The sequence below is a fragment of the Pseudoalteromonas sp. PS5 genome, from assembly GCF_004103255.1.
In the GTDB taxonomy this organism is placed as follows: domain Bacteria; phylum Pseudomonadota; class Gammaproteobacteria; order Enterobacterales; family Alteromonadaceae; genus Pseudoalteromonas; species Pseudoalteromonas peptidolytica.
This window is the reverse complement of sequence record NZ_RCSQ01000039.1, coordinates 1-21,624: the sequence shown is the minus strand read 5'-3', so window position 1 is coordinate 21,624 and position 21,624 is coordinate 1. Positions and strand designations below refer to the sequence as shown.

Sequence of the window (21,624 nt, the reverse complement as noted above, 5' to 3'; positions counted from 1 at the left end):
TAAGTCAAATTGGTATAACCTGAGGTTTCGATAAGGGATGTTCCTACTCATTGTTACTAAAGCACAACTTAGTTGTTTCCTTGTCTAGCCAGAGGGTTTTACAAAGATGTAGAATTTAAAGGCAAAGCGAAAGATTGTGCGACCGCTCTTATCCCTGTTTGCCCTTTTCTTAGGATGTTTACAAACAAATTAAAAGCCCACGCCCCCCATGGCGTGCTTAAGTACTTCTTTTTTTAGCGGCCCTGCTTTATTCGCTACATTCAACGCGAGGTTTCGTAGATGCTTTAGTGGTGTGACTTGATTTGAAAACCCAAAATAACACGCATCCATCATACTCATCATCAAGAGATTGTCTTTTCTACGCTTAGATTCGTAATGATTAAGTGCGTTGCTGTCACCTATATCTTCACTAGGCTCCAACGCTTGGGCAAGCGCTACAACGTCTTTGAAGCCAAGGTTTACGCCCTGCCCCGCTAATGGGTTAATAGTATGCGCCGCATCGCCTACTAACACTATTCGCTCGGCAACATAAGCATTGGCGTGCTGTCTGGCAAGTGGAAATACAGCGACATCTTCAATTTCAAAATCACCCGGTAATTCAAAAAATGCGGACTGTACTTCTTGTTTTAATGCTTGCTTATCTAATTGCTTCAGCATTTTGAGTTTATTGCCATTGTCATACCAAATTAAATTGGCGTAAGGGTACTGCATGGGCAGAAATGCAATAGGCCCAGATGGCTTAAATTGCTGCCATGTTTTTTCTTGCTGTGGCGCATCCAATTTAATGAGCAACCCCATACAGTGTTGCTCATATTGCCACCCAGTAACACCAATGCCACTCAACTGACGTACGACCGAGCGACCACCATCTGCTGCGATCAATAAATCAGCGGTATAGTCTTGTTGTGAATAATGGATTGTAATTGAATCATTATTTCGGGTTATGTGAGTGGGGAGTCCCTCTGGCGAAACTACTTTAATATTAAACTCGTCAAACTGCTGCCAAAGCGCTGCCTGGATCAAGTTATTTTCAATTAAATGCCCTAAATGTGACGCATTTAACTCTTCGCAATCAAAGAGTAACTGCCCAGGCTTATCCTCGTAGGCTTCTAACTGCTTGTAAACAGCGGCTCTGGTACCTCTTAGTAGCGGCATAGCGCCAAGTTCATCTAATAACTGCTCCGAGAAGCGATTGATTGCCGATACCCGAATATCGACCTTATCACTTGCTAACACTGCATCAGGTGAGATCGGTGCATGTTCAATCAGGGTAACATCAACACCTTGCTTAGCTAACTTCACTGCACAAGCAGCACCTACCATGCCGCCTCCTACTATCAGAGCATTGTTTTTCATGCCATATTCCCGTTATTAGAGTCTTTGCGCATTGTAACGCATATAAAAACAGATGTTTGCTTAAAACGCACTGTATTGATCCACATTTTGAAAGTTAAAATCTATACTTGGCTTGACAAGATAGGTCATATAAAATACGCGTCCTTTAGGCATAATGATATCACTTTCAGTATCGCCTGCCCGAGAAAGCGTAGTGCTAAACACCGAGTTGTAAACGAGGCAATATTTAAATGAGTAAAAAACTGCATATTAAAACCTGGGGTTGTCAAATGAATGAGTACGACTCCCAGAAAATGGCGGATCTTTTGGATTCAACAAATGGCTATCAGCTCACAGAAGAAGCTGAACAAGCTGATGTGATCCTACTCAATACTTGTTCGATTCGTGAGAAGGCGCAGGAAAAAGTATTTCACCAACTTGGTCGCTGGAAACTATTAAAAGACACAAACCCAGATCTCGTTATCGGCGTAGGTGGCTGTGTCGCATCGCAAGAAGGTGACACAATTCGACAACGTGCTCCATTTGTTGATATCGTGTTTGGTCCTCAAACCTTACACCGCTTGCCGGAAATGATTAAGCAGGTGCAGAGTAAAGAAGGCTCTGTTGTCGACATTTCGTTTCCTGAAATTGAAAAGTTTGACCGTTTACCTGAGCCAAAAGCTGAAGGTCCATCGGCATTTGTGTCGATTATGGAAGGGTGTTCTAAGTACTGTACGTTCTGCGTTGTACCCTATACCCGCGGTGAAGAGGTTAGCCGTCCGTTAGACGATGTTATTTTAGAAGTCGCTCAGCTTGCAGAACAAGGCGTGCGAGAGGTAAACCTATTAGGCCAAAACGTAAATGCGTATCGTGGTGAAATGCACGATGGTGAAATCTGCTATTTCTCTGACTTGCTACGCTATGTTGCTGCAATTGACGGTATCGATCGTATTCGTTATACCACTTCTCACCCGGTAGAATTTACGCCGGATATTATTGAAGCGTACGCTGATGTTCCTGAACTTGTTGACCATTTACACTTGCCAGTACAAAGCGGCTCAGACCGTATTTTGAACCTGATGAAGCGTGGTCACACCGCACTTGAATACAAATCAACCATTCGTAAGCTACGTAAAATCCGTCCAAATTTGAGCATGTCCTCAGATTTCATTATTGGTTTCCCGGGTGAATCAAACGCAGACTTCGAAGCAACGATGAACCTTATCAATGATATTGGTTTTGATATGAGCTTTAGTTTCATCTACTCGGCACGCCCAGGTACACCTGCCGCGGATTTACCAGATGACGTTGCTGAGTCTGAAAAGAAAGAGCGTCTGTATATTCTACAAAATCGTATCAACCAAATGGCGCAAGATATTAGCCGCAAAATGCACGATACCGAGCAACGTATCTTGGTTGAAGGTCCATCGAAGAAGAACCCTATGGAGCTTCGTGGTAGAACCGAAAATAACCGCGTTGTAAACTTCGAAGGCCCACATTCTGTGATCGGCCAGTTCGTCGATGTACGTATTACAGAGGCGTTACCAAACTCGTTACGTGGTGAGCTTATCCGAACTGAAGCTGAAATGGATTTACGTCGTGACGTAAAACCTGCGGATATCTTAAACAAAGCGCCACAAGAGCCTGAAATTAATGAATTAGGTGTTGGTACTTTTACCCCCTAGCATTTTTAAATTGCGCGCTAGCTCCGGCTAGCGTCATTTTTATAGGAAGACATTTTGAGTAATCAGATTAAGAATATAGAAATTTACTTAGAACCCGCAGATAACCACCGCCTTTCCTCTCTTTGTGGTCCGTTCGACGAAAATTTAAAACAAATAGAGCGTCGCCTTGGAGTTGAAATCGCCCACCGTGACAATTGGTTTAAAGTGACCGGGCAAGCAGTAACAGCAAAAGCTGCTGTGGATATTCTAAAATCTCTATATGTTGATACTCAGCCTGTGAAAGGAAAAATGACAGAAATCGAGCCAGATCAGGTTCACCTGGCAATCACAGAAGCGAATGTATTGGAACAAGACGCTCCAACCGTGTGGGATAAAGAAGTCTATATTAAGACTCGTCGCGGTGTAGTTAAGCCCCGTAATCCAAATCAAAGCCAGTACGTCGCCAATATCTTAACACACGATATAACCTTCGGTGTTGGCCCTGCAGGAACGGGCAAAACCTATCTTGCGGTTGCAGCAGCGGTTGATGCGTTAGAGCGACAAGAGATCCGTCGTATTCTACTTACTCGCCCTGCGGTTGAAGCAGGTGAAAAGTTAGGCTTCTTACCAGGTGATTTAACACAAAAAATCGACCCTTACCTTCGCCCACTCTATGATGCACTATTCGAGATGCTTGGCTTTGAAAAAGTGGAGCGTTTAATTGAAAAAAACGTCATCGAAGTTGCACCTTTGGCATATATGCGTGGTCGAACACTTAATGACGCTTTTATTATCTTAGATGAGAGTCAAAACACCACCTCAGAGCAAATGAAAATGTTTCTAACTCGGATTGGATTCAATTCAAAGGCGGTAATAACCGGCGATATCACGCAGATAGATTTACCTCGCGGCGCGCGCTCAGGTCTTCGCCATGCCATTGAAGTACTCAATGACGTAGAGGAAATTTCATTTAATTTCTTCAAATCTCACGATGTAGTTAGACACCCAGTTGTAGCTCGTATCGTTGAAGCATATGAGAAGAAAGAAGAGCAAGAACGTTTTGCTAAAGCTGAAAAGCAGCAAGCAAAGCAACAATCTTCTGAGGAATAAACCATGGACTTAATGCTAGATTTGCAAGTGGCTTGTGAGTTTGACAACTTGCCATCCGAAGCACAATTCCAAGTATGGGCTGAACACGCATTAACGCAGTTTCGCAAAGAAGCAGAATTAACGATTCGCATCGCTGACGAGCAGGAAAGCCAAGAACTAAATAGCCAGTACAGGGGCAAAGATAAGCCAACTAATGTATTATCTTTTCCATTTGATGCACCACCTGGGATCGAGTTACCACTTATTGGTGATTTAATTATCTGTCCCCAAGTGGTATACCAAGAATCCGTAGAGCAAGAAAAGACCTTTCATGACCATTTCGCCCATATGGTTATCCATGGTTGCTTGCATTTACTTGGATTTGACCATATAAATGAACAAGACGCGGTAGAAATGGAAACAATAGAGAAGCAGATTCTCGCTTCTTTGCATATCGCAGATCCATACAGAGACGATTGTTAAAATAACGGAGCAGACACAACTAATGAGCGACGATAACTCGCAAAGTAGTCAGGGTTCTTCTGGCAAGACCTGGCTGGGACGCATCACGCAGATGCTGCAAGGGGAACCCCAAAATAAAGAAGAACTGGCTGAGGTCATTGCTGATGCGCAAGAGCGCCAGCTGATTGATCCAGAAACCAAGGACATGATGGAAGGTGTACTCAGTGTATCAGAGCTGAAAGTGCGCGATATCATGATCCCGCGTTCACAAATGATTACACTAGATGTGGATGAGCCGCTCAATGCTCAACTACCTATGATGGTAGAATCTTCGCACTCACGTTTCCCGGTGATCTGTGAGGATAAAGACCACGTGGAGGGCATCTTACTTGCCAAAGATCTCTTACCTTTGATTTTGCGTGAACAGAGCGATTTGCCAAGTCTCCGTGATTATCTGCGTCCAGCCGTAGTCGTGCCTGAAAGTAAACGTGTTGATACGTTACTCAACGAATTTCGTCAAAAGCGCTACCATATGGCTATCGTGATTGATGAATACGGCGGTGTATCTGGGCTGGTTACCATTGAAGATATTCTTGAGACCATTGTTGGTGAAATAGAAGATGAACATGATGACGACGAAGAACAACAGGATATTCGTCAGCTATCCAAACATGTTTATACCGTACAAGCTCTTACACCTTTGGATGAATTTAACGAGTTCTTCAAAACCAGCTACGATACCCAAGAAGCAGATACCATTGGTGGTATCATTCTTCATGCGTTTGGCCACATGCCAAGCCGCGGTGAAACCATAGACATAGATCCCCTTCAGTTTAAGGTTACTAACTCCGACAACCGGAGGATCTTACAAATTCAAGTAAGTGTGCCTAAATCTGAACATGTTGAAGACTCTAGTATCTGACCTGAGTAACCTCGCAAAAGATAAGTTCGCATGGCTAGCACTCTTTTCTGGCTGTGCACTTACTTTTGCTTACTCCCCTTTTGGTGTTTGGCCCGTTGTCTTTGCGAGCTTGCTTATCGCTGTTTGGCTTACCGATAAGCCTGATCCAAAACTTGCGGCTAAATATGGCTTTCTATTTGGTTTTGGCTGGTTTGCCCTTGGTATCAGCTGGGTACATGTCTCTATTGCCGAATTTGGAGGTCTTCCTTTAGCTATCTCTGCACTGTTAATGGCGCTACTTTGTGCTTACTTGGCGCTCTACCCAACATTAGCATTTATTTTTGCCAGCTACTTTACTCACACACCATGGCAACGGGTGCTCGCCCTTATTGCTGGCTTTGCGATTACTGAATGGTTACGTGCTCACCTATTAACGGGCTTTCCGTGGCTTAGATTTGGCTACACCTTAACAGACTCACCACTGAATACTTTAGCTCCTTGGGTTGGTGAGTTTGGCCTGACATTATTAATTATTCTAGTGGTAACTAGCCTGTATTACTTACTTAAACAACGCGCTATATATCTAGCTATTGTAAGTTTTTTGGGTATTTCAGCGCTTTACAGTGTTCCTTTAATTCAGGGCACCTTAAAATATTCAGGAGACGAGGTCACCACTTTGCTTGTGCAAGGTAATATCAAACAAAGCCTACGTTGGGAGCCTGAGCAGTTTTGGCCAACCATGTCTAAATACCGAGATATGACTAGGCCAAATTGGCAAGGCGTTGACCTAGTTGTGTGGCCGGAAGCTGCTATTCCTGAATTTGAAGATATAGCTTATCCATTTTTAGAAAATCTAGACAAAGCAGCAGCCTTCAACGGCACAGCCTTGATTACTGGTATTCCCGATTATCAATTTGATACTAGAACCGCGTACAATACGCTGATAACGCTTGGTAAAAAAGAAAAAGAAGATAGCGAAGGGCAATATCATTATCTGCACAAAAACCGCTATCAAAAGCATCAGCTGCTACCTATTGGTGAGTTTGTACCATTTGAAGACCTACTACGTCCTATCGCACCTCTGTTTAACCTAGCGATGTCGTCGTTTACTCGAGGTGAAGCGGTACAGCCTAATTTACTTGCAAATGGCTTACATGTACTACCCGCAATTTGCTACGAAATTGCGTTTAGCGAGTTGGTAAGGGGCAACTTTACAGCGGAGTCAGATATCCTTTTTACTGTGAGTAATGACGCTTGGTTTGGTGACTCCCATGGTCCACATCAGCATATGCAGATCGCTCGCATGCGTGCCTTAGAACTGCAGCGTCCATTAGTCCGGGTAACGAACAATGGTATAACTGGTGTGTACGATCCACTTAGTAAAGTTCAGCATGTCATTCCACAATTCGAAGCGAATATACTGAAAACTGATGTGAAGCTAATTAATGGAGTGAGCTGGTACGCAGAGCATGGGAATCGCCCTATCTGGTTTATCGTCACTTTTATTGTACTAATATTAACCACTGCAAAGGTCAAACCTATTGTGCTTAAACGGTTTGAACGCAACTTTTTATAGTTGCGGTGTTGCGCCTGTCGCGATATAAAATCGCTCCTACATACAGTCTATAAACTCTGGTAGGAGCCACTTTATGAGGCGAGCTTTTACTAAATCGCAATGTAAAATCGCTCCTACATGCAGTGTATAAACTCAGGTCGGTGCCACTTTATGTGGCGAGACTTTATTAAACCGCGATGTAAAATCACTCCTACATGCAGTATGTAACTCAGGTCGGCGCCACTTTATGTGGCGGGACTTTACTAAATCGCGATGTAAAATCGCTCCTACATGCTGTGTATAAAATCAGGTCAGCGCCACTTTATGTGGCGGGACTTTACTATATCGCGATGTAAAATCGCTCCTACATTCAGTCTATAAACTCTGGTAGGAGCCACTTTATGTGGTGAGATTTTATTAAATCGTGTATAAACTCAGGTCGGCGCCACTTTATGTGGCGAGATTTTATTAAATCGCGATGTAAAATCGCTCCTACATTCAGTCTATAAACTCAGGTAGGAGCCACTTTATGTGGCGAGACTTTACTAAATCGCGATATAAAATCGTTCTTATCTGTACTACCTAGCTCTAGGTAAAGATAGGCTAACATTACTCACAAGGTATAATAACACTCACTTTCAGCCCGCCTAATTCGCTGTGCGCTACTGTGATATTGCCACCGTGCAAATCAACCAACTTTTGGCAAATGGATAAACCCAGACCTGAACCACCAAGATCTCGACTACGAGACTTATCACACCGGAACAAGCGCTCAAACAAACGCCCTAAAGCTTCATCGTCCACTCCAGGACTTGAATCTTCAATGACACAGTAGAGTTGCTGATTTCGATAGCCAATATCCACGGAAACTTCACCTGGCTTGTCGGTATAATTTACGCTATTGCGAGCTAAGTTATTAAATACTTGAGCCAGCCTTGTTACATCAATGTCGATTTCCAGATCGTCTGGAAGTTCAATATTGGCGTTAAATTCAAGCCCTTCATCCGTCACAAAATCATCAATATCTTCTACAAAGCCAATAAACGCTTGTTTGGCATTGGCACGCTCTAATGCAAGATTAAGACTGCCAGTATCGGCCTGCGCAAGTTCGTAAATATCTTTGATTAAAGTGTTAAGCGTATCGAGGCGGCGGTTAAGCACTTTGTAGCTCTGCTTTGGGTTTTCCACCAAATTATGTTCCAATGATTCAATATGTAGTTTAAGTACAGTAAGCGGCGTTCTCAATTCGTGGGATATATCAGCAAGAAGTTGCTGTTTTAAATCCAAAGCTTTGTTGAGTAATTGTTTTTCCAGCTCCAGTGCACGACGTTTGTTTCTCGCTAGTAATAAAAACGCACTCAAGAAAATAATTAAAACACCGACTCCGGCTGCCGTAACAATTTGCTGGATGCGCTGCTCGGCAAGCTCAACTTCACGTTGTGTTTTTAGACTCTGTAACTCAAATTGGTTTTTCTGATACTCTGTATCCAATTGATAAGCAAGCGCTTTTTGGCTAGCTTCTTTTTCTAACTGAGAGATCTTGGATTCGGTATATTGCAACTGATAGTTAAGCGCGGATTCAAAGTCACCTTGTGCACTATAAGCGTCTTTTAAGACACGCAATGCGGTTTCTTTGAGGCCAAGATATGCTTCTTCTTCAGCAACGATCTGCTTCATGCTTTCAATAAAAAATTCAGCACGCTCTGGCAACACAATTTGTGCATACGTTGTCATCGTTTCTTGATAAAGAACTTTACTTTGGATAGGGTCGATAAGCTCAAGTGCCTGCTCAACAAATACTTTGGCTTTTGTTTTATTACCTTCTTTGAGCTTAAGCTCAGCAAGGTTGCTCTTGGCCCAACCTTGATTTCTGGTATGTTTATGAGACTCGAAAATTTCGTAAGCCTTTTCAAACGATGCTTGCGCTTCATCAAAGCGCTTAAGTTTGATTTGCTCACGACCGATACGGATCAAGGTATAAGCCGAGTAAACTACAGCTCCACTTTCAAGGTCGTAATTATAGGCTGTTTGATAGGCTTGAAGGGACTTCTCGTGATCCCCAATCACCTGATGGGCTCCACCTAGGTTATAGTAAACTTGGGCAAGTAGTGACGTATTTTGGTGTTGTTGGCTTTTCAACACCGCAATGGACTGCTGCAACAATTTAAGTGCTTTATCTGGTAAAGAAAGGTCGGAATAAACGTCAGCTAATTGCGTGATAGACGAAGCCTGTAAATCCGCAAACTCATATTTTTTTGCCACTTCAATCGATAACTCATAACTCTCTATGGCATTTTTATAACTACCATTATTTTTGTAAGCACCCGCACGGAACCGATAAGCATGGCATAACAACCGATGCATATTAAGTGCAGATAGCTGAGACACAGCTAAGTCTAAATAGCTAATCGCATCGCTGAACTTCCCCTCTTTGAGCATGAGGTCCCCATAGGTCAACGAGTACTTTGCCTCATATTGTGGCAAATGATACGTAAGCAATATTTGCTTGAAGCGCTCAGCCCAGCGGTGCGCATCCTCTAATTTAAAATCATTTTTTAATGCGACGGTTACTTTATGGTGTACCTCTGCTATTTCTTCAGGCGCAAGAGTCGATTCAAGCACCAAATCAACTTTTTGCAGAGCTTGCTCACGAGTTTCTTTTTGCTGAAGCTCTTTGATGAAAACTTCATATAAACGTTCATTTGCTTGACTAAATGGTGCTAACAACACACATATCCAAAGCAAAGTTATTTTAATATATGACACCATTTTGCCTTTTTAATTGTCGCTCAAGTCGGTTTAGTTTAAAGGGAGTAGCCATGACAGTACACATTAAAAAAGCGGGTTGCCCCGCTCTTTTGAATCAACACCAATAAGGTTCAGATAGCATTGAAGATTGCCGGCTTTGTTCCATGGCACTCACTAAAAAATCAGATTTTTGTTTTAGCCACACTTGTACTTCTTGTAATGCGTCAGAATTTTGGTTTTGGCAAAGTTGATGCAAATAAGCCAAGGTTTCAAGTTCATAGATGCCATACACCACATCAATCCATGGCGTTCTAAATGCTTTGCGTGCTTCTTTATCGTAAAGTTTGCCTAGGCAATTGCCACTAAGCAGCGTGTTTTCTAGTTTTGTTCTCACTTGTAAGTAATCATATTCTGATAGCGTTTTTTCTTGCGGCAACAGGCTTTTCAACGCTTGCCAATCTTTATCGAAAAGTTGATTAGCAATATCAGTAACTGGCAGCTGCGCTGCGCTCAGTGCCTTTTGATCCCAATTTTTACGCCAAGCTCTATCAACCAACCAGCGCGTCAACGAGAGGATCAACCGGTTATAACGGGTACAATGAAATAAGTCTTCAATGTCCGTCGGTGTTGGCTGTACATCCTGTAAATCGGTGATCACATGAGCTAACTCAGGAAATTGATTTAGCTTTTTATAATAAGCATGACGCTTTGAAGTATAAGTTTTAAGGTGGATGGCATTCTCAACCCAAGCCAACTCTGACAACAACCACTTCAACTCATTGCGAATACTCTCAGTTAAGCTTTTATCCACGATATCATCAAATAGCCAAAACGCATGACGAATAAGTGAGATGCCATCAATGACTCGCTTAAGTGTTTTTAAGCTCGGTTTATTGAAATAACACTGTTCATGCTTTTGTACAAATTGGATCCCGTAGCTTACCGTCGCGATGAGTGCTTGCTCTTGCGTCGCTTTAGATTTAAGAGGTACAAAACCTATAAATTTATTTGGTTTCAGCGGCTTGTCGTCCGCTATTCGATAACCTCTAGCTGCTTTAGAGTATAACCCTAAGCGCATACCTGCTTGTTTTATCAGGTGATCAGCCAAAAGAAATAAATCCTCTTTATTTCCCTCAATTAATTCTATCTCGAGCTCATTGATTGGCTCAATTTGGCCGTTCGCGGCGATCTCGCCTTTATCTAATACCGCTTCTATCTTAGTACCAGAATCCGTCTCCAATAGCCATGTACGACGAATAAAGTTAGTACTGAAGATCGGGAATATATTCTGCGCAATGGATTCCAACTGCATGCCATGAGGCCAAATGTTAGCATCAAAAGCATGTAAGTCTGGACGCCCTGACTGAATAGGTAAGTTATATTCAGGCCGCTGATGTAACCCACCAACAACCTCTCCTGCAAGTTTAATTGTTTGTTCACACTCATCGTTACAACAACGAGTTCTTAAACCAATATCTAGCGCTCGTAATTCACGATTGGGCGTATCAAAGTAAGCATTCGTTAAATTTTTAGCGGGTTTGTTGGTGACCGTTTTTGCAAACTGTGTGAGAAGTGCAGGGATCAGCGGAACTTCATTATCTGAAACCAAGAATTTCAGTTCTATTTCAGTGTCCATTAGGGCAGTGTTTTACCTATTTGTCTACGGGAAGATCAAAATATACAAAGGAAGCCGAGTTTGCAATCTTTTTATCTGATGAAAATCCCGCTAAATATGTGCTAAATCAACAAATAGTTTGGATAAATTCGCTAAATGTCGGGATTTTTGATACGTAAGCTTAGCTCTCACGCTTTAGTAATTTCCAGTATGTAATCAATTATTTCGGCTTATTCAAAATAAACAAAGCCTTGCTATTAAGCTGTGAAATCCCTACTATTTTGTAAACTTTACCACCCTAAGAATAAAAGGCCCACGCATGTTCAACCTTAAGCAATTTATCATTGCGAGCCTGCTCTTAACAAGCTTTACCATTTTTGCTGAAGAGCCTGCCGACACTACCCCAGCAAACCCACCGCAGCCAAATGGCTATATAAGTGACAATCTTTATATTTTCATGCACACAGGTCCAAGTAAAAATTATCGGATTTTAGGCTCTGTGGATGCAGGCACAGCAATCACTATACTCAGTGGCGCTGAAGATGGATTTGTCCAAATTAAAGATGATAAGGAAAGAGAAGGCTGGGTAGAGAGTAAGTTCATTACCACTGAGGCCGGACTAAAACAACAGCTTGAGAACCTGAATCAAACGCTGGTTGATACTCAAACAGCACTCAATGACGCTCAGCAACAGCTGCCCACCTTACAACAAAATAATACCAATTTACTTGCCGAAAACGTAGCGTTACAAGAGACCATTTCCGGACTTGAACAGCAACTTCAAGATGAACGCTTGTCACAGCAGCAAAAAGTCCAAAAAGAACAGCACCAGCTGCTGACTTACGGAGGTATCATCGGGATTAGTGGCATCATTATCGGTGTGATCCTGACACTATTTTTATCTCGTAGAAAGCGCTACGATGGCTGGTGATAGCTAATCATCGCTGGGTTTGGGTAATCTCATCATTGAGAAGAGCCCAAACCCGATTACCAAAACAGGTGATACAAAACCAATCAATTTGACCAATTTTAAATAGATCCCTGACGCTAATTACTCAGCGACGAGAATCTGCGGTTTAAAAAGCCCAACCGAGCACTATGGATAATTCGTGTAAATTATGCTCATACTTAACGTTGCCCCCATAGTCATATTCTTGCGACTCTTTAATATTTATAAGGGCGTATTCTAAACCTGCATAGAGATTGTCTGTAAGTTGATAATTAAATCCTACAGCAGTATAAATATCATTACCACTATCACCTGAGCCAGTATTATCTGGAGAAACTAATTGTGCGGGGATCACATCTTTGTATTTCCAGTGTGCAATTCCCACTCTTATATTCGCATTAACTTTGTTAGACAACGCTATCTTACCCTTAACTCCAAGTCTTAGAGATTCAGTATCAATAGGCAAGACAACGTTATATGAAGTTGTAAAGGGACCCTCATTACTTCCAGGGATTGTGGTAGACCTATGAACTGTATATTCGGCAGGTGCTTCCCCATGATGGTGTTTAGAGATTTCAAGAGCTAACTGCTCGGTAAGCTCGAAACCCAGTCTAAGTCCAAATGAATCAGACATGGCAGATGACGCGCGCTTACTTCCGTCAAAGTCGTCCTTCGCATAAAGTTCATTATTGGCTTTACCAATAAGTGCTTCTGAGTATACGTTGATCTCAGCTTCCGCATAAATAGGCAAGGATAGTAATACCAATCCAAATAGTTTTATTTTCATTATCACATCAAAATTTACAGATTAAAAAAAGAGCAATATTTAATTAAAAATATTGAAATAAAAAGCGCGCGGCAGTATACACTGAATATAATAAATTTAAATAGAGTATGTGATAGAAAATATAACGGCGCTTTTACTTCAAAACTCCTGTGAATAAACTGAGGTAAAAAGCCCTCCATAACCCTTCTTTCAACGTTTTAAGCTGAGTAATTCTCACGACTATTATTCCAAACTCCTGACTCGGTTACTCCTTGTATTTTTACCTTTTTGGTGTCAAATACCGGTGGTTTACCTTTCATACTTTGACTATGGTAATCCGTTGTAACCGCCAAAATAGTAGGCGTAAGGCGGACAATCGCGATGACGTTAACTACGGTCATTAACCCTAGTGCAATGTCAGCTAGATCCCACACTTGCTTAAGTGTCGCTGAGGCGCCCCAAAGCATCATACATAAGTAACACGCGGTATAGATTGAACGACCAACTTTATTATCTAAATGGAATAAATGTAAGTTACTTTCAGCGTAGGCATAATTTGCTACTACGGAAGTAAAAGCAAATAAAGTGATTGCTGCCGCGACAAAATACACGCCCCCTGCGGCAAAGTGGGATGTCATCGCAGATTGTGTAAGGCGTATACCTTCCATCTCACTGCCGATATCGATATCGGCTAAGAGAATTATCACAGCGGTACAGCTACATAGTACGATTGTATCAAAGAAGACCCCTAGCATTTGAATATAACCTTGAGTCACAGGGTGGTTGGGTATCGGCGTCGCACTGGCTGACGCGTGCGGCACACTTCCCGCTCCAGCCTCATTTGAATAAAGGCCACGCTGAATGCCATTTTTAATGGCTGCACCAAGAGCGCCAGCTCCCGCTTCTTGCAAACCAAAAGCACTGCGCAAAATATCTAACAGCATGCCCGGCACTTGCGAGTAATTTATCACTGTGATGACGATGGCAACGAGCACAAAGACTAATCCCATTACGGGCACCACTTTTTCGGCAAATCTAGCAATCGCTTTAAAGCCACCAAGGATGATTGCACCTGCAAGTACAGTGATCACAATACCCGAGTACCCAGTTGGGATATTAAATGCGTAATTAAGCGCGTCGGTAATGGTGTTCGTTTGCATTGCGCTGAAGGTAAAGCCGTAGCCCAAAAACAAACACAGTGCGAAGCATATGGCCAGTGCCCTACTACCTAGCCCCATTTGAATATAATAGGCAGGGCCCCCTCTAAATTCGCCTTGACTATCACGTACTTTATAGACTTGACCAAGCACACTTTCAGCAAAACCGGTTGCCATCCCCAAAATAGCTATCATCCACATCCAAAATATAGCGCCACTACCGCCAAGAGAAATAGCGACCGCCACACCTGCCAAGTTCCCAGTACCGACCCTTGCGGATAGCCCGGTACATAATGCTTGAAAAGAACTGATATTATCTTTATCGCCTTTGCTACTGCCTTTTAATAGGCTAAACATGTGGCGAAATTTAACCACTTGTATTCCTCGCAAAAGAATAGTGAACCAGAACCCTGCAAATAACAGGATATAAATAAGTATCTGGCCTTCTCCCCATAAGAGCCCATTGATACTCTTAACTGCACTTTCAAACATAGGCGGTTCCTATTTTATTATTATTTGCCATTTATCTAGTATTTTTTAACGGTTATTTAAATGGACTCCAGCAATCATACAACGCACCGAGCCACCTGCGGCTTCAATTGTCGGTATATCAATAGCAACTAGCTTAGCTGACTTTTCAATGATAGTAATTTGCTCTGGTAATAGCGCCCGATAAGCCGTAGTAGAAAGCGCAAGTATGCGACCGGTGCTCCCTTGCAACTCAATCGCGTTGCCACAAAAATGTTGGGTTTGCTCATAAGATAGCTCAATTAGCGTGTGACCGCTTTGCGTTAAACAGGCAACAAGTTTTGTCCGCTGATGTTCAGGCACCATATCTAGACATATCATGGCGAAGTCGGTCGCAACACACATTAAGACATTAGTGTGATAAACCGATACTTGGTTTTTATCATAGGCATTAAATATCTCGGCTTGTAGCCCCAATTGCTGACAAACCTGATTAACTAAATCTGTGTTGGTGCGCTTAGACTCTACCGCATAGGCCACTTTTGTTTGATGGTCGATAACCATTGAGCCGGTGCCTTCAAGAAATATTTCTTCAGCGGTTAGATGACTATAGTCATTGATATTTGTCACCTGATACTGAGCACGTAAAAAATCGATAATGTCGCTGCGCACTTCAAGCCGTCGATTTGGTGCATACATAGGATAAATCGTCAATTGACCATCACTATGAGTCGAAAACCAATTGTTAGGAAATACTGAATCAGGAGTCTTCGTAGAGGTGTCCTCAAATAAGTGCACTTTCACGCCAGCTAATTCTAACGCGTGCACTGCGTTACTGACCTCAACATAAGCTCTATTGTTAGGGTTGTTTTCGCTACAAGCTTGCTGAAAAGCGTTATCTTGCATGGTTTGGGGGTTTGAAGTGAAATGGTGTGGGCGGATCATCACCACCGCTTGAGGTGCTTGGAATATTGTTGTCATACTGCACTCGTTATTTTGGTGTTGTCATATTCCTCACCAGTGTAACCACACCATAAGATAATTTAAATTGTCCAAACAAGTTAATTATGTACAGGATTCATTGAAGCACTCCCAAGGTCCAACAATCGCTAGTGTCGTAGTTGGTGAGTAGACATTGACAAATAACGTACCTCCATCTGGTGAAAAACAAGCGCCTGCAAGTTCAGTTTGCTTGGTTAATCTAGCAAAATTGTAAAGTTCACCATTTGGTGTCACTCCTCTTAGGTAGTTATTTACAATATCCGAGTACTGATCCTCACACACAATTAAATGACCTTTTGGTGATACAGTGAGATTATCACCAAAGTTATAGAGAGACTGGCTAGTGCTTTCCACAAATAAAGATAGCTTTCCTGGACTGAGATGTTCTTTTTCTGTCCCTTCAAATTCAGATGGCTGATATTTCATCACTTGCCCTAGCTGCTTTTTCCCACCATTGGTGCAGCAGAAATACAGTTCTTTTTCACCCCAATGGATCCCTTCACCTCGAGCAAATAACGCTGCTCCACTTCGATAAGCACGGATCCGTAAATCGTCTTTAGCACTTTGCGGGTCGTCCAAATCTATCCACTCAACGATAAACTCCTGATGAAGTGGCATCGCTTTTTTATTCCAATTTCGACTATCAAATTGCGGGCTTTCTTTCACAGCCAACGCTTGTAGTTTCCCGCCTTTGTGGAGCTTTGCTTTTTCGTTTGGAATAAAGCGGTAAAACACACTGTCTCCCCGGTCTTCCGTGAGATAAACAATACCTGTTTTGGGATCAACAGCAGCAGCTTCATGATTAAACCGCCCCATTGCTTTTAGAGGTTGTGGCTTAATTAAACCCTTTGCAGTCGCTGGTACTTCAAAAATATACCCGTGATCTTGTGTAAAACCATCATTTTTAGTTGCAGTTGTTTCTTCACAAGTAAGCCAACTCCCCCAAGGCGTTATTCCACCAGAGCAGTTGCGAATAGTGCCAACCAAGGATAAATATTCTTGTTCTTTTTGACGTGTTTTTAGGTTATAGACAATATGACTTGTGCCACCTGGAAGCGCGATGCCTGAGCCATTTGTATCAAAAGCAAGATCACTTTTATGTTGGCGAATACTATTATCGGCTTTTGCTAAATCTGTTGGTTTCAATTCATGATTGCGGATCAATGCAACCCGCTCTTCATCTAAAGCAATACAACCCATACCATCGGCTTTATCTGGTACAGTAAAACCATCGGACATTTCCCCCCCAAGGCTTGATACTATTTGATAACTGAAACCTTGGGGCAAATCGAGTAAGCCATTGGGGTCAGTGATCAACGGTCCATACCCAGCTATCATCGTGTTAAAATCTAATAGTGGCACTCTGCCAAATGCGCTTTTAGAAAGGCCAATAAATGCTAGGGTGCCTGCCCCCCTTAAAAACCCTCGACGTGAAACCATAATTTCCCCTGCTGATTGTGAATCGTGTCGGTAATAATCTAGTGCTACACATAGCTAAAATCTATGTTGTTGCATAACTCAGTGACTTATGTACCTGTATGGCTTTAGCTAACAGGTACATAATGATTGAGATTCTTAAAAATAGCCGCGAATACCAAGTGCAAAACTGCGACCCGGACGAGGACCAATATCTTTTAAAAATGAGCTATGTACTCGAGCTTCTGTATCCGTTAGGTTACTTCCCCTAAGATAAATAGAGAGATCTTGATTGAACACCGAAAGATCATAAGAGATGCTAGCATCAACTAGGGTATAACCGTCGGTCGTGGTTTCTTCTGGTGCAATCCGGTCCTGCTCTTGATATCGAGTAATATGGATATGTGCACTGAGGTTATCCGTCTGATAACTAAACTGCGACCCAAAGCGCAGAGGTGGTGTACGAGGTAAATCGCCGCCTTCTTCTAACCTGGCACGCACAAAGTCTGAGAAAACATCAACTTTCAACTCGTCGGTCAATTGCCAAGCAACTTGCGCTTCAAAACCGTGCAAAACCACATCATCTGTCTTGAATAAATAAATAGGTAATTCGGAAGCATGATCGTGCTCATGTTCATGATTATGGTCGTGGTCGTGGTCGTGGTCGTGACTATGGCCGTTCTCGGCGTAAAACCCAGTTTCTATTTGATAGTAGTAGTTATCTACTTGGTTGTAAAAAGCATTAAAAATAAAGCCTATATCACCTTGGGTTTTTCGCACTGTAATATCAATATTGTGCGACTTTTCTAGCTCTATATCTTTCTCATCGAGTTCGAAATGACCGTGCTCATCCATTTTAAACAAAGCACCAACTTCATAAGTGCCAGTTCCTATGTGAGGACCAAAGGAAAATAACTCCGATGAAGAAGGAGCTCGTTCAGAGTGTGAAACAGATAGCCCAAGGTTATAATTTTGCGCAAAGTCCCATACAAGACCCGAAGATAAACTGATAGGGGTAAAATGGTGCTCAACCGCATATACCTTTGTTGCCTCTGAATTGTGACCGATGTGGTCATGCATTTCAGTATCGTGCGAATGGACATCAATACTCGGTAAAGGCACATTACTTGCTGTGATCTCCACTTGCTCAATACGACCACCTAACTGCACTAAAAAATTACCAAATCGCCTTTCTTCCATTACCCCTATCGCAAGTGTTTGGGTATCAGATGGTGGCGTAAACGCCTCACTACCTTGAGCCTCAACATCACTGTGTTTGTAATGTAAGCTTACTCCACCAGTCCAAGCGGACAGAGGCTGATGTAGTAAATCAACTTTTAACTCATTGGTATCATTCTTAAATGTTGTTCCAACCATGCCGTGCTCAACTTCAGCATGTTCATACTCTGTAAAACCAGTACGCACATTCACTTTATCAAGCCAACCTTTGTTAAACTTGTACTCGCTTAATAGTTGCACTTTTGTTTGTGTTAAGTCGGCAAAAACCTGCTCTTCAGCCTCATTATGTGCTTCTTCATCACCATGCGTATGCCCCGGAATGCCGTATTTGCGGTTAAATTTCTCAACAGCCACACCGACATAACCTTGATCAAATAAGTAACTTGAGCCAACAGTAAAACCATCAGACTCTTCAGCACTATTTGCTACTTTATAGTGATGTTCATCATTGTCATTTCCTTCACTATGTTCATGGATTTCAGCAGGAACAGGTACTTCGTAATCATTAGATTCTCTCCAGAATGCATCAACATATAAGGCCATAGAACCAATACCCGATGTCGCATTAAACGAGGCTGTATTTTGGTCATCAACAGAGTTACTTTCCAGATTCCATTCTCCGCGAGTTGTATTATCGGTTGGAACTCTTGTATCGACGACGTTAACCACTCCTCCAATCGCACCGCTACCATAAAAAAGAGTTGCAGGTCCTCGCAACACCTCGATTTGTTGAGCCGTTGAGGCTTCGGAGGCGACTGAGTGATCAGGACCAACCCTAGATACGTCACTGACATCTAATCCATTTTGCGTCACCAACACTCGCGGGCCACTCAAACCTCGAATAATTGGTGTACTCGCTACTTTGGCGTGAAAATTTGTATTGACGCCAGGCAATTTTTCTAAGCTATCTCCTAGTGTAGCGGTTTGTTGTCGACGCAATGTTTCACCTGACAAAACACTAACTGGAACCGCAGATTCCATCGCCGACATATGTACAGGGGTAGCAACAATATCTATAACTTCTATTGGAGAGCGATTTAACACTAGCATTGCGTTTTTAACGCCACCTTGATCCAGAGTGAGCGCCTTATGCAGATGAGCAAAACCAGGTGCTCTTACATGGATTTGTTTATTTCCAAGCCCAACACCCGAAATTTGAAAATGACCATTGTTATCTGTGAGTATTCGAATATCAGTTCCTTCGACCTCAATTGATGCATTTGCAATCCCTTTACCAGCTTTATTGACGACTGTACCTTCTACGGACTTTGCTACAAGGCTTGTAGGTAACAGTGCAGCAACGAGCAAGGATATTGTTGATAGTTTAGACATAACGACTCCAATAAATGTTATATTGTATCAATTATGCTTGATATGTTATATTATAACAATAGTTAAGTGGATTATATCGTCATTGCCGTGAACAAAACTCAACGAAACTTTATTCTCAAACAGGCTCAAGCAAAATGCCAATCGTTAGGGCTGCGTTTAACTGAAAAACGACAGGGCGTGCTTGAAATATTATTGCAAACAGTCGAGCCGCTATCAGCGTATGAACTTACTGACAAATACAATAAAAGCACCAACTCTCCTATTCTAGCAATGTCCGTGTACCGCATTCTTGAATTCTTAGAATCAGTCAATCTGGCACACCGGATCCATTCTGCAAATAAATATATAGCCTGTAAGAGTCTAGATGGTGCGTGCCATCACCATCTATCCGTACTCTTAGTCTGCAAATCCTGCCATCAAATAGAAGAAATAGATTCTGTTCAAGAGGCTGCCAAGCATCTATTTAAAGCGGTAGAAAGCACTGGATTTTCAGCTGCAAATGCACGCTTAGAGTTGCCTGGCTTATGTAACCTTTGCAAAGCCAAACTTGACAAATAGGTCCCTACAATATGAAAAACACACTGATAAAAAATGCAATTGTGGTTAACGAAAATCAATCACAAGAATGTGATGTACTTATCGTTGATAACAGAATAAATAAAATTGAAAGTTCAATAACGGCACAGTCAAATGACTATATTGTGGATGCGACTGGTTATTTTCTACTCCCTGGAATGATAGACGACCAAGTACATTTTCGTGAGCCCGGCTTAACACAGAAGGGGAATATAGCCTCAGAATCCAGAGCTGCTGTGGCAGGTGGTATCACCAGCTATATGGAAATGCCAAACGTAAGCCCTGCGACTACAACCATTGAAGCTCTTGAACAGAAATACGCGATTGCGTCTAGAAGTTCGCTGGCAAACTATAGTTTTTACTTAGGGGCAACCGAAGATAATTTAGAACAAATAAAACGTTTAGATGCGAAGAAGTACTGCGGTGTTAAAGTTTTTATGGGGGCATCAACAGGCGATCTACTCGTTGAGCATCCACAAGCTCTCGACGCAATTTTCAGAGAAAGTCCCACCCTAATTGTCACCCACTGTGAAGATGGAAGAATGATTGAAAAGAATTTATCCATGTGCATCGGACGCAGTGGCAGTTTAACAATTCAAGATCACCCCATCATTCGTGACGTCGAAGCGTGTTATTCATCCTCTTCGTACGCTGTATCTTTAGCGAAACAATATCGTAGCGATTTACATGTACTGCATATCACAACAGAAAAAGAATTGAGCTTATTCCCTTCAGGCGATATTCGCGACAAACATATTACGGCAGAAGCATGTGTTCATCATTTGTGGTTCAGTCAAGAAGATTATGCACTGCAGGGTAACCTAATAAAATGCAACCCAGCGATTAAAGCGAAAAGCGATCGTGATGCTTTGTTAGCAGCAGTGCGTAATAATCAAATAGATATTATTGCTACTGATCACGCGCCTCATACTTGGCAAGAAAAGCAACTCCCCTACCAGCAAGCACCTGCGGGTTTGCCTTTAGTTGAACATGCATTGTTAAGCTTGCTCGACCACGTGCGTCATCAGCGTTTATCTATAGAGCAACTCGTTGAGAAGGTGGCACATAATCCAGCGTTAAGGTATCACATTGTAGATAGAGGCTTTATTCGTGAAGGATACTATGCTGACTTAGTGCTCGTGAACCCTCATCACGAAACGCTCACTTGCCATCAGAAAACACACTATCACTGTGGCTGGACCCCATTCGACGGTCACCGTTTTTCAGCAAAAGTTTTAAAAACTTGGGTGAATGGCAGTCTCGTTTATGACGGCCAACAACCGCTTAATACACCCAAAGCCGCTATGCCACTAATTTTTAATCGCTAGGGCATGTTTACCTTTCAAGTTT

The 21,624-nt window shown here is 42.3% G+C and carries 16 protein-coding genes; 8 read left to right on the top strand and 8 right to left on the bottom strand.

Going from position 1 to position 21,624, the window contains the following annotated elements:
• Positions 1-189: 189 nt before the first annotated feature.
• Positions 190-1,356: an FAD-dependent oxidoreductase gene (locus D9603_RS05425; protein ID WP_128730560.1), complete on the bottom strand. Its 1,167-nt coding sequence runs from the start codon at positions 1,354-1,356 to the stop codon at positions 190-192.
• A 230-nt stretch (positions 1,357-1,586) separates the two neighbouring features.
• Between D9603_RS05425 and miaB the strand changes: the two genes are divergently transcribed.
• From miaB to lnt, 5 genes are read left to right on the top strand one after another with little or no spacing between them, the layout of a single operon-like run.
• Positions 1,587-3,020 carry a tRNA (N6-isopentenyl adenosine(37)-C2)-methylthiotransferase MiaB gene (miaB, locus tag D9603_RS05420; RefSeq protein ID WP_125250453.1) on the top strand — a complete coding sequence of 478 codons (1,434 nt, stop codon included), beginning with the start codon at positions 1,587-1,589 and terminating at the stop codon, positions 3,018-3,020.
• Positions 3,021-3,074: 54 nt separating this feature from the next.
• Positions 3,075-4,109 carry a PhoH family protein gene (locus tag D9603_RS05415; RefSeq protein ID WP_125250454.1) on the top strand — a complete coding sequence of 345 codons (1,035 nt, stop codon included), beginning with the start codon at positions 3,075-3,077 and terminating at the stop codon, positions 4,107-4,109.
• A 3-nt stretch (positions 4,110-4,112) separates the two neighbouring features.
• A complete protein-coding gene (gene ybeY, locus D9603_RS05410) occupies positions 4,113-4,571 on the top strand; it encodes an rRNA maturation RNase YbeY (RefSeq protein WP_128730559.1) in 459 nt (152 codons plus the stop codon).
• A gap of 22 nt (positions 4,572-4,593) precedes the next feature.
• A complete protein-coding gene (gene corC, locus D9603_RS05405) occupies positions 4,594-5,472 on the top strand; it encodes a CNNM family magnesium/cobalt transport protein CorC (RefSeq protein WP_128730558.1) in 879 nt (292 codons plus the stop codon).
• Complete coding sequence (gene lnt / locus D9603_RS05400) at positions 5,450-7,027, top strand: apolipoprotein N-acyltransferase (protein ID WP_128730557.1); 1,578 nt, start codon at positions 5,450-5,452, stop codon at positions 7,025-7,027. The genes corC and lnt overlap by 23 nt, the downstream gene beginning before the upstream one ends.
• 588 nt (positions 7,028-7,615) lie before the next feature.
• Here lnt and D9603_RS05395 read toward each other — a convergent pair.
• Both D9603_RS05395 and D9603_RS05390 read right to left on the bottom strand, forming a co-directional pair.
• Positions 7,616-9,736 carry an ATP-binding protein gene (locus tag D9603_RS05395; RefSeq protein ID WP_241651589.1) on the bottom strand — a complete coding sequence of 707 codons (2,121 nt, stop codon included), beginning with the start codon at positions 9,734-9,736 and terminating at the stop codon, positions 7,616-7,618.
• A 133-nt stretch (positions 9,737-9,869) separates the two neighbouring features.
• Positions 9,870-11,390 carry a CYTH and CHAD domain-containing protein gene (locus D9603_RS05390; RefSeq protein WP_125250459.1) on the bottom strand — a complete coding sequence of 507 codons (1,521 nt, stop codon included), beginning with the start codon at positions 11,388-11,390 and terminating at the stop codon, positions 9,870-9,872.
• A gap of 298 nt (positions 11,391-11,688) precedes the next feature.
• Between D9603_RS05390 and D9603_RS05385 the strand changes: the two genes are divergently transcribed.
• Positions 11,689-12,300, top strand: coding sequence for a TIGR04211 family SH3 domain-containing protein (locus D9603_RS05385; RefSeq protein ID WP_170178633.1), 612 nt, complete (start codon positions 11,689-11,691; stop codon positions 12,298-12,300).
• A 145-nt stretch (positions 12,301-12,445) separates the two neighbouring features.
• Here the strand turns inward: D9603_RS05385 and D9603_RS05380 are convergent, their stop codons facing one another.
• The 5 genes from D9603_RS05380 to D9603_RS05360 all read right to left on the bottom strand — a co-directional run bounded on the left by D9603_RS05380 (position 12,446) and on the right by D9603_RS05360 (position 19,698).
• On the bottom strand, positions 12,446-13,105 hold the full coding sequence (locus D9603_RS05380) for an outer membrane beta-barrel protein (protein WP_128730556.1): 660 nt from the start codon (positions 13,103-13,105) through the stop codon (positions 12,446-12,448).
• Between the two features lie 197 nt (positions 13,106-13,302).
• Positions 13,303-14,733: an alanine/glycine:cation symporter family protein gene (locus tag D9603_RS05375; RefSeq protein WP_128730555.1), complete on the bottom strand. Its 1,431-nt coding sequence runs from the start codon at positions 14,731-14,733 to the stop codon at positions 13,303-13,305.
• A gap of 45 nt (positions 14,734-14,778) precedes the next feature.
• Complete coding sequence (locus D9603_RS05370) at positions 14,779-15,690, bottom strand: arginine deiminase-related protein (RefSeq protein WP_128730554.1); 912 nt, start codon at positions 15,688-15,690, stop codon at positions 14,779-14,781.
• An 84-nt stretch (positions 15,691-15,774) separates the two neighbouring features.
• On the bottom strand, positions 15,775-17,151 hold the full coding sequence (locus tag D9603_RS05365; protein WP_128730553.1) for an alkaline phosphatase PhoX: 1,377 nt from the start codon (positions 17,149-17,151) through the stop codon (positions 15,775-15,777).
• 135 nt (positions 17,152-17,286) lie between these two features.
• Complete coding sequence (locus D9603_RS05360) at positions 17,287-19,698, bottom strand: TonB-dependent receptor (RefSeq protein ID WP_128730552.1); 2,412 nt, start codon at positions 19,696-19,698, stop codon at positions 17,287-17,289.
• Positions 19,699-19,764: 66 nt separating this feature from the next.
• On the opposite strand from D9603_RS05360, the gene D9603_RS05355 reads away from it, so the two are divergent.
• Both D9603_RS05355 and D9603_RS05350 read left to right on the top strand, forming a co-directional pair.
• Complete coding sequence (locus D9603_RS05355) at positions 19,765-20,256, top strand: Fur family transcriptional regulator (RefSeq protein ID WP_241651588.1); 492 nt, start codon at positions 19,765-19,767, stop codon at positions 20,254-20,256.
• An 11-nt stretch (positions 20,257-20,267) separates the two neighbouring features.
• Positions 20,268-21,602 (top strand): dihydroorotase, encoded by a 1,335-nt coding sequence (locus D9603_RS05350; protein WP_128730551.1) that lies wholly within the window; start codon positions 20,268-20,270, stop codon positions 21,600-21,602.
• The last annotated feature ends 22 nt before the right edge of the window (positions 21,603-21,624 follow it).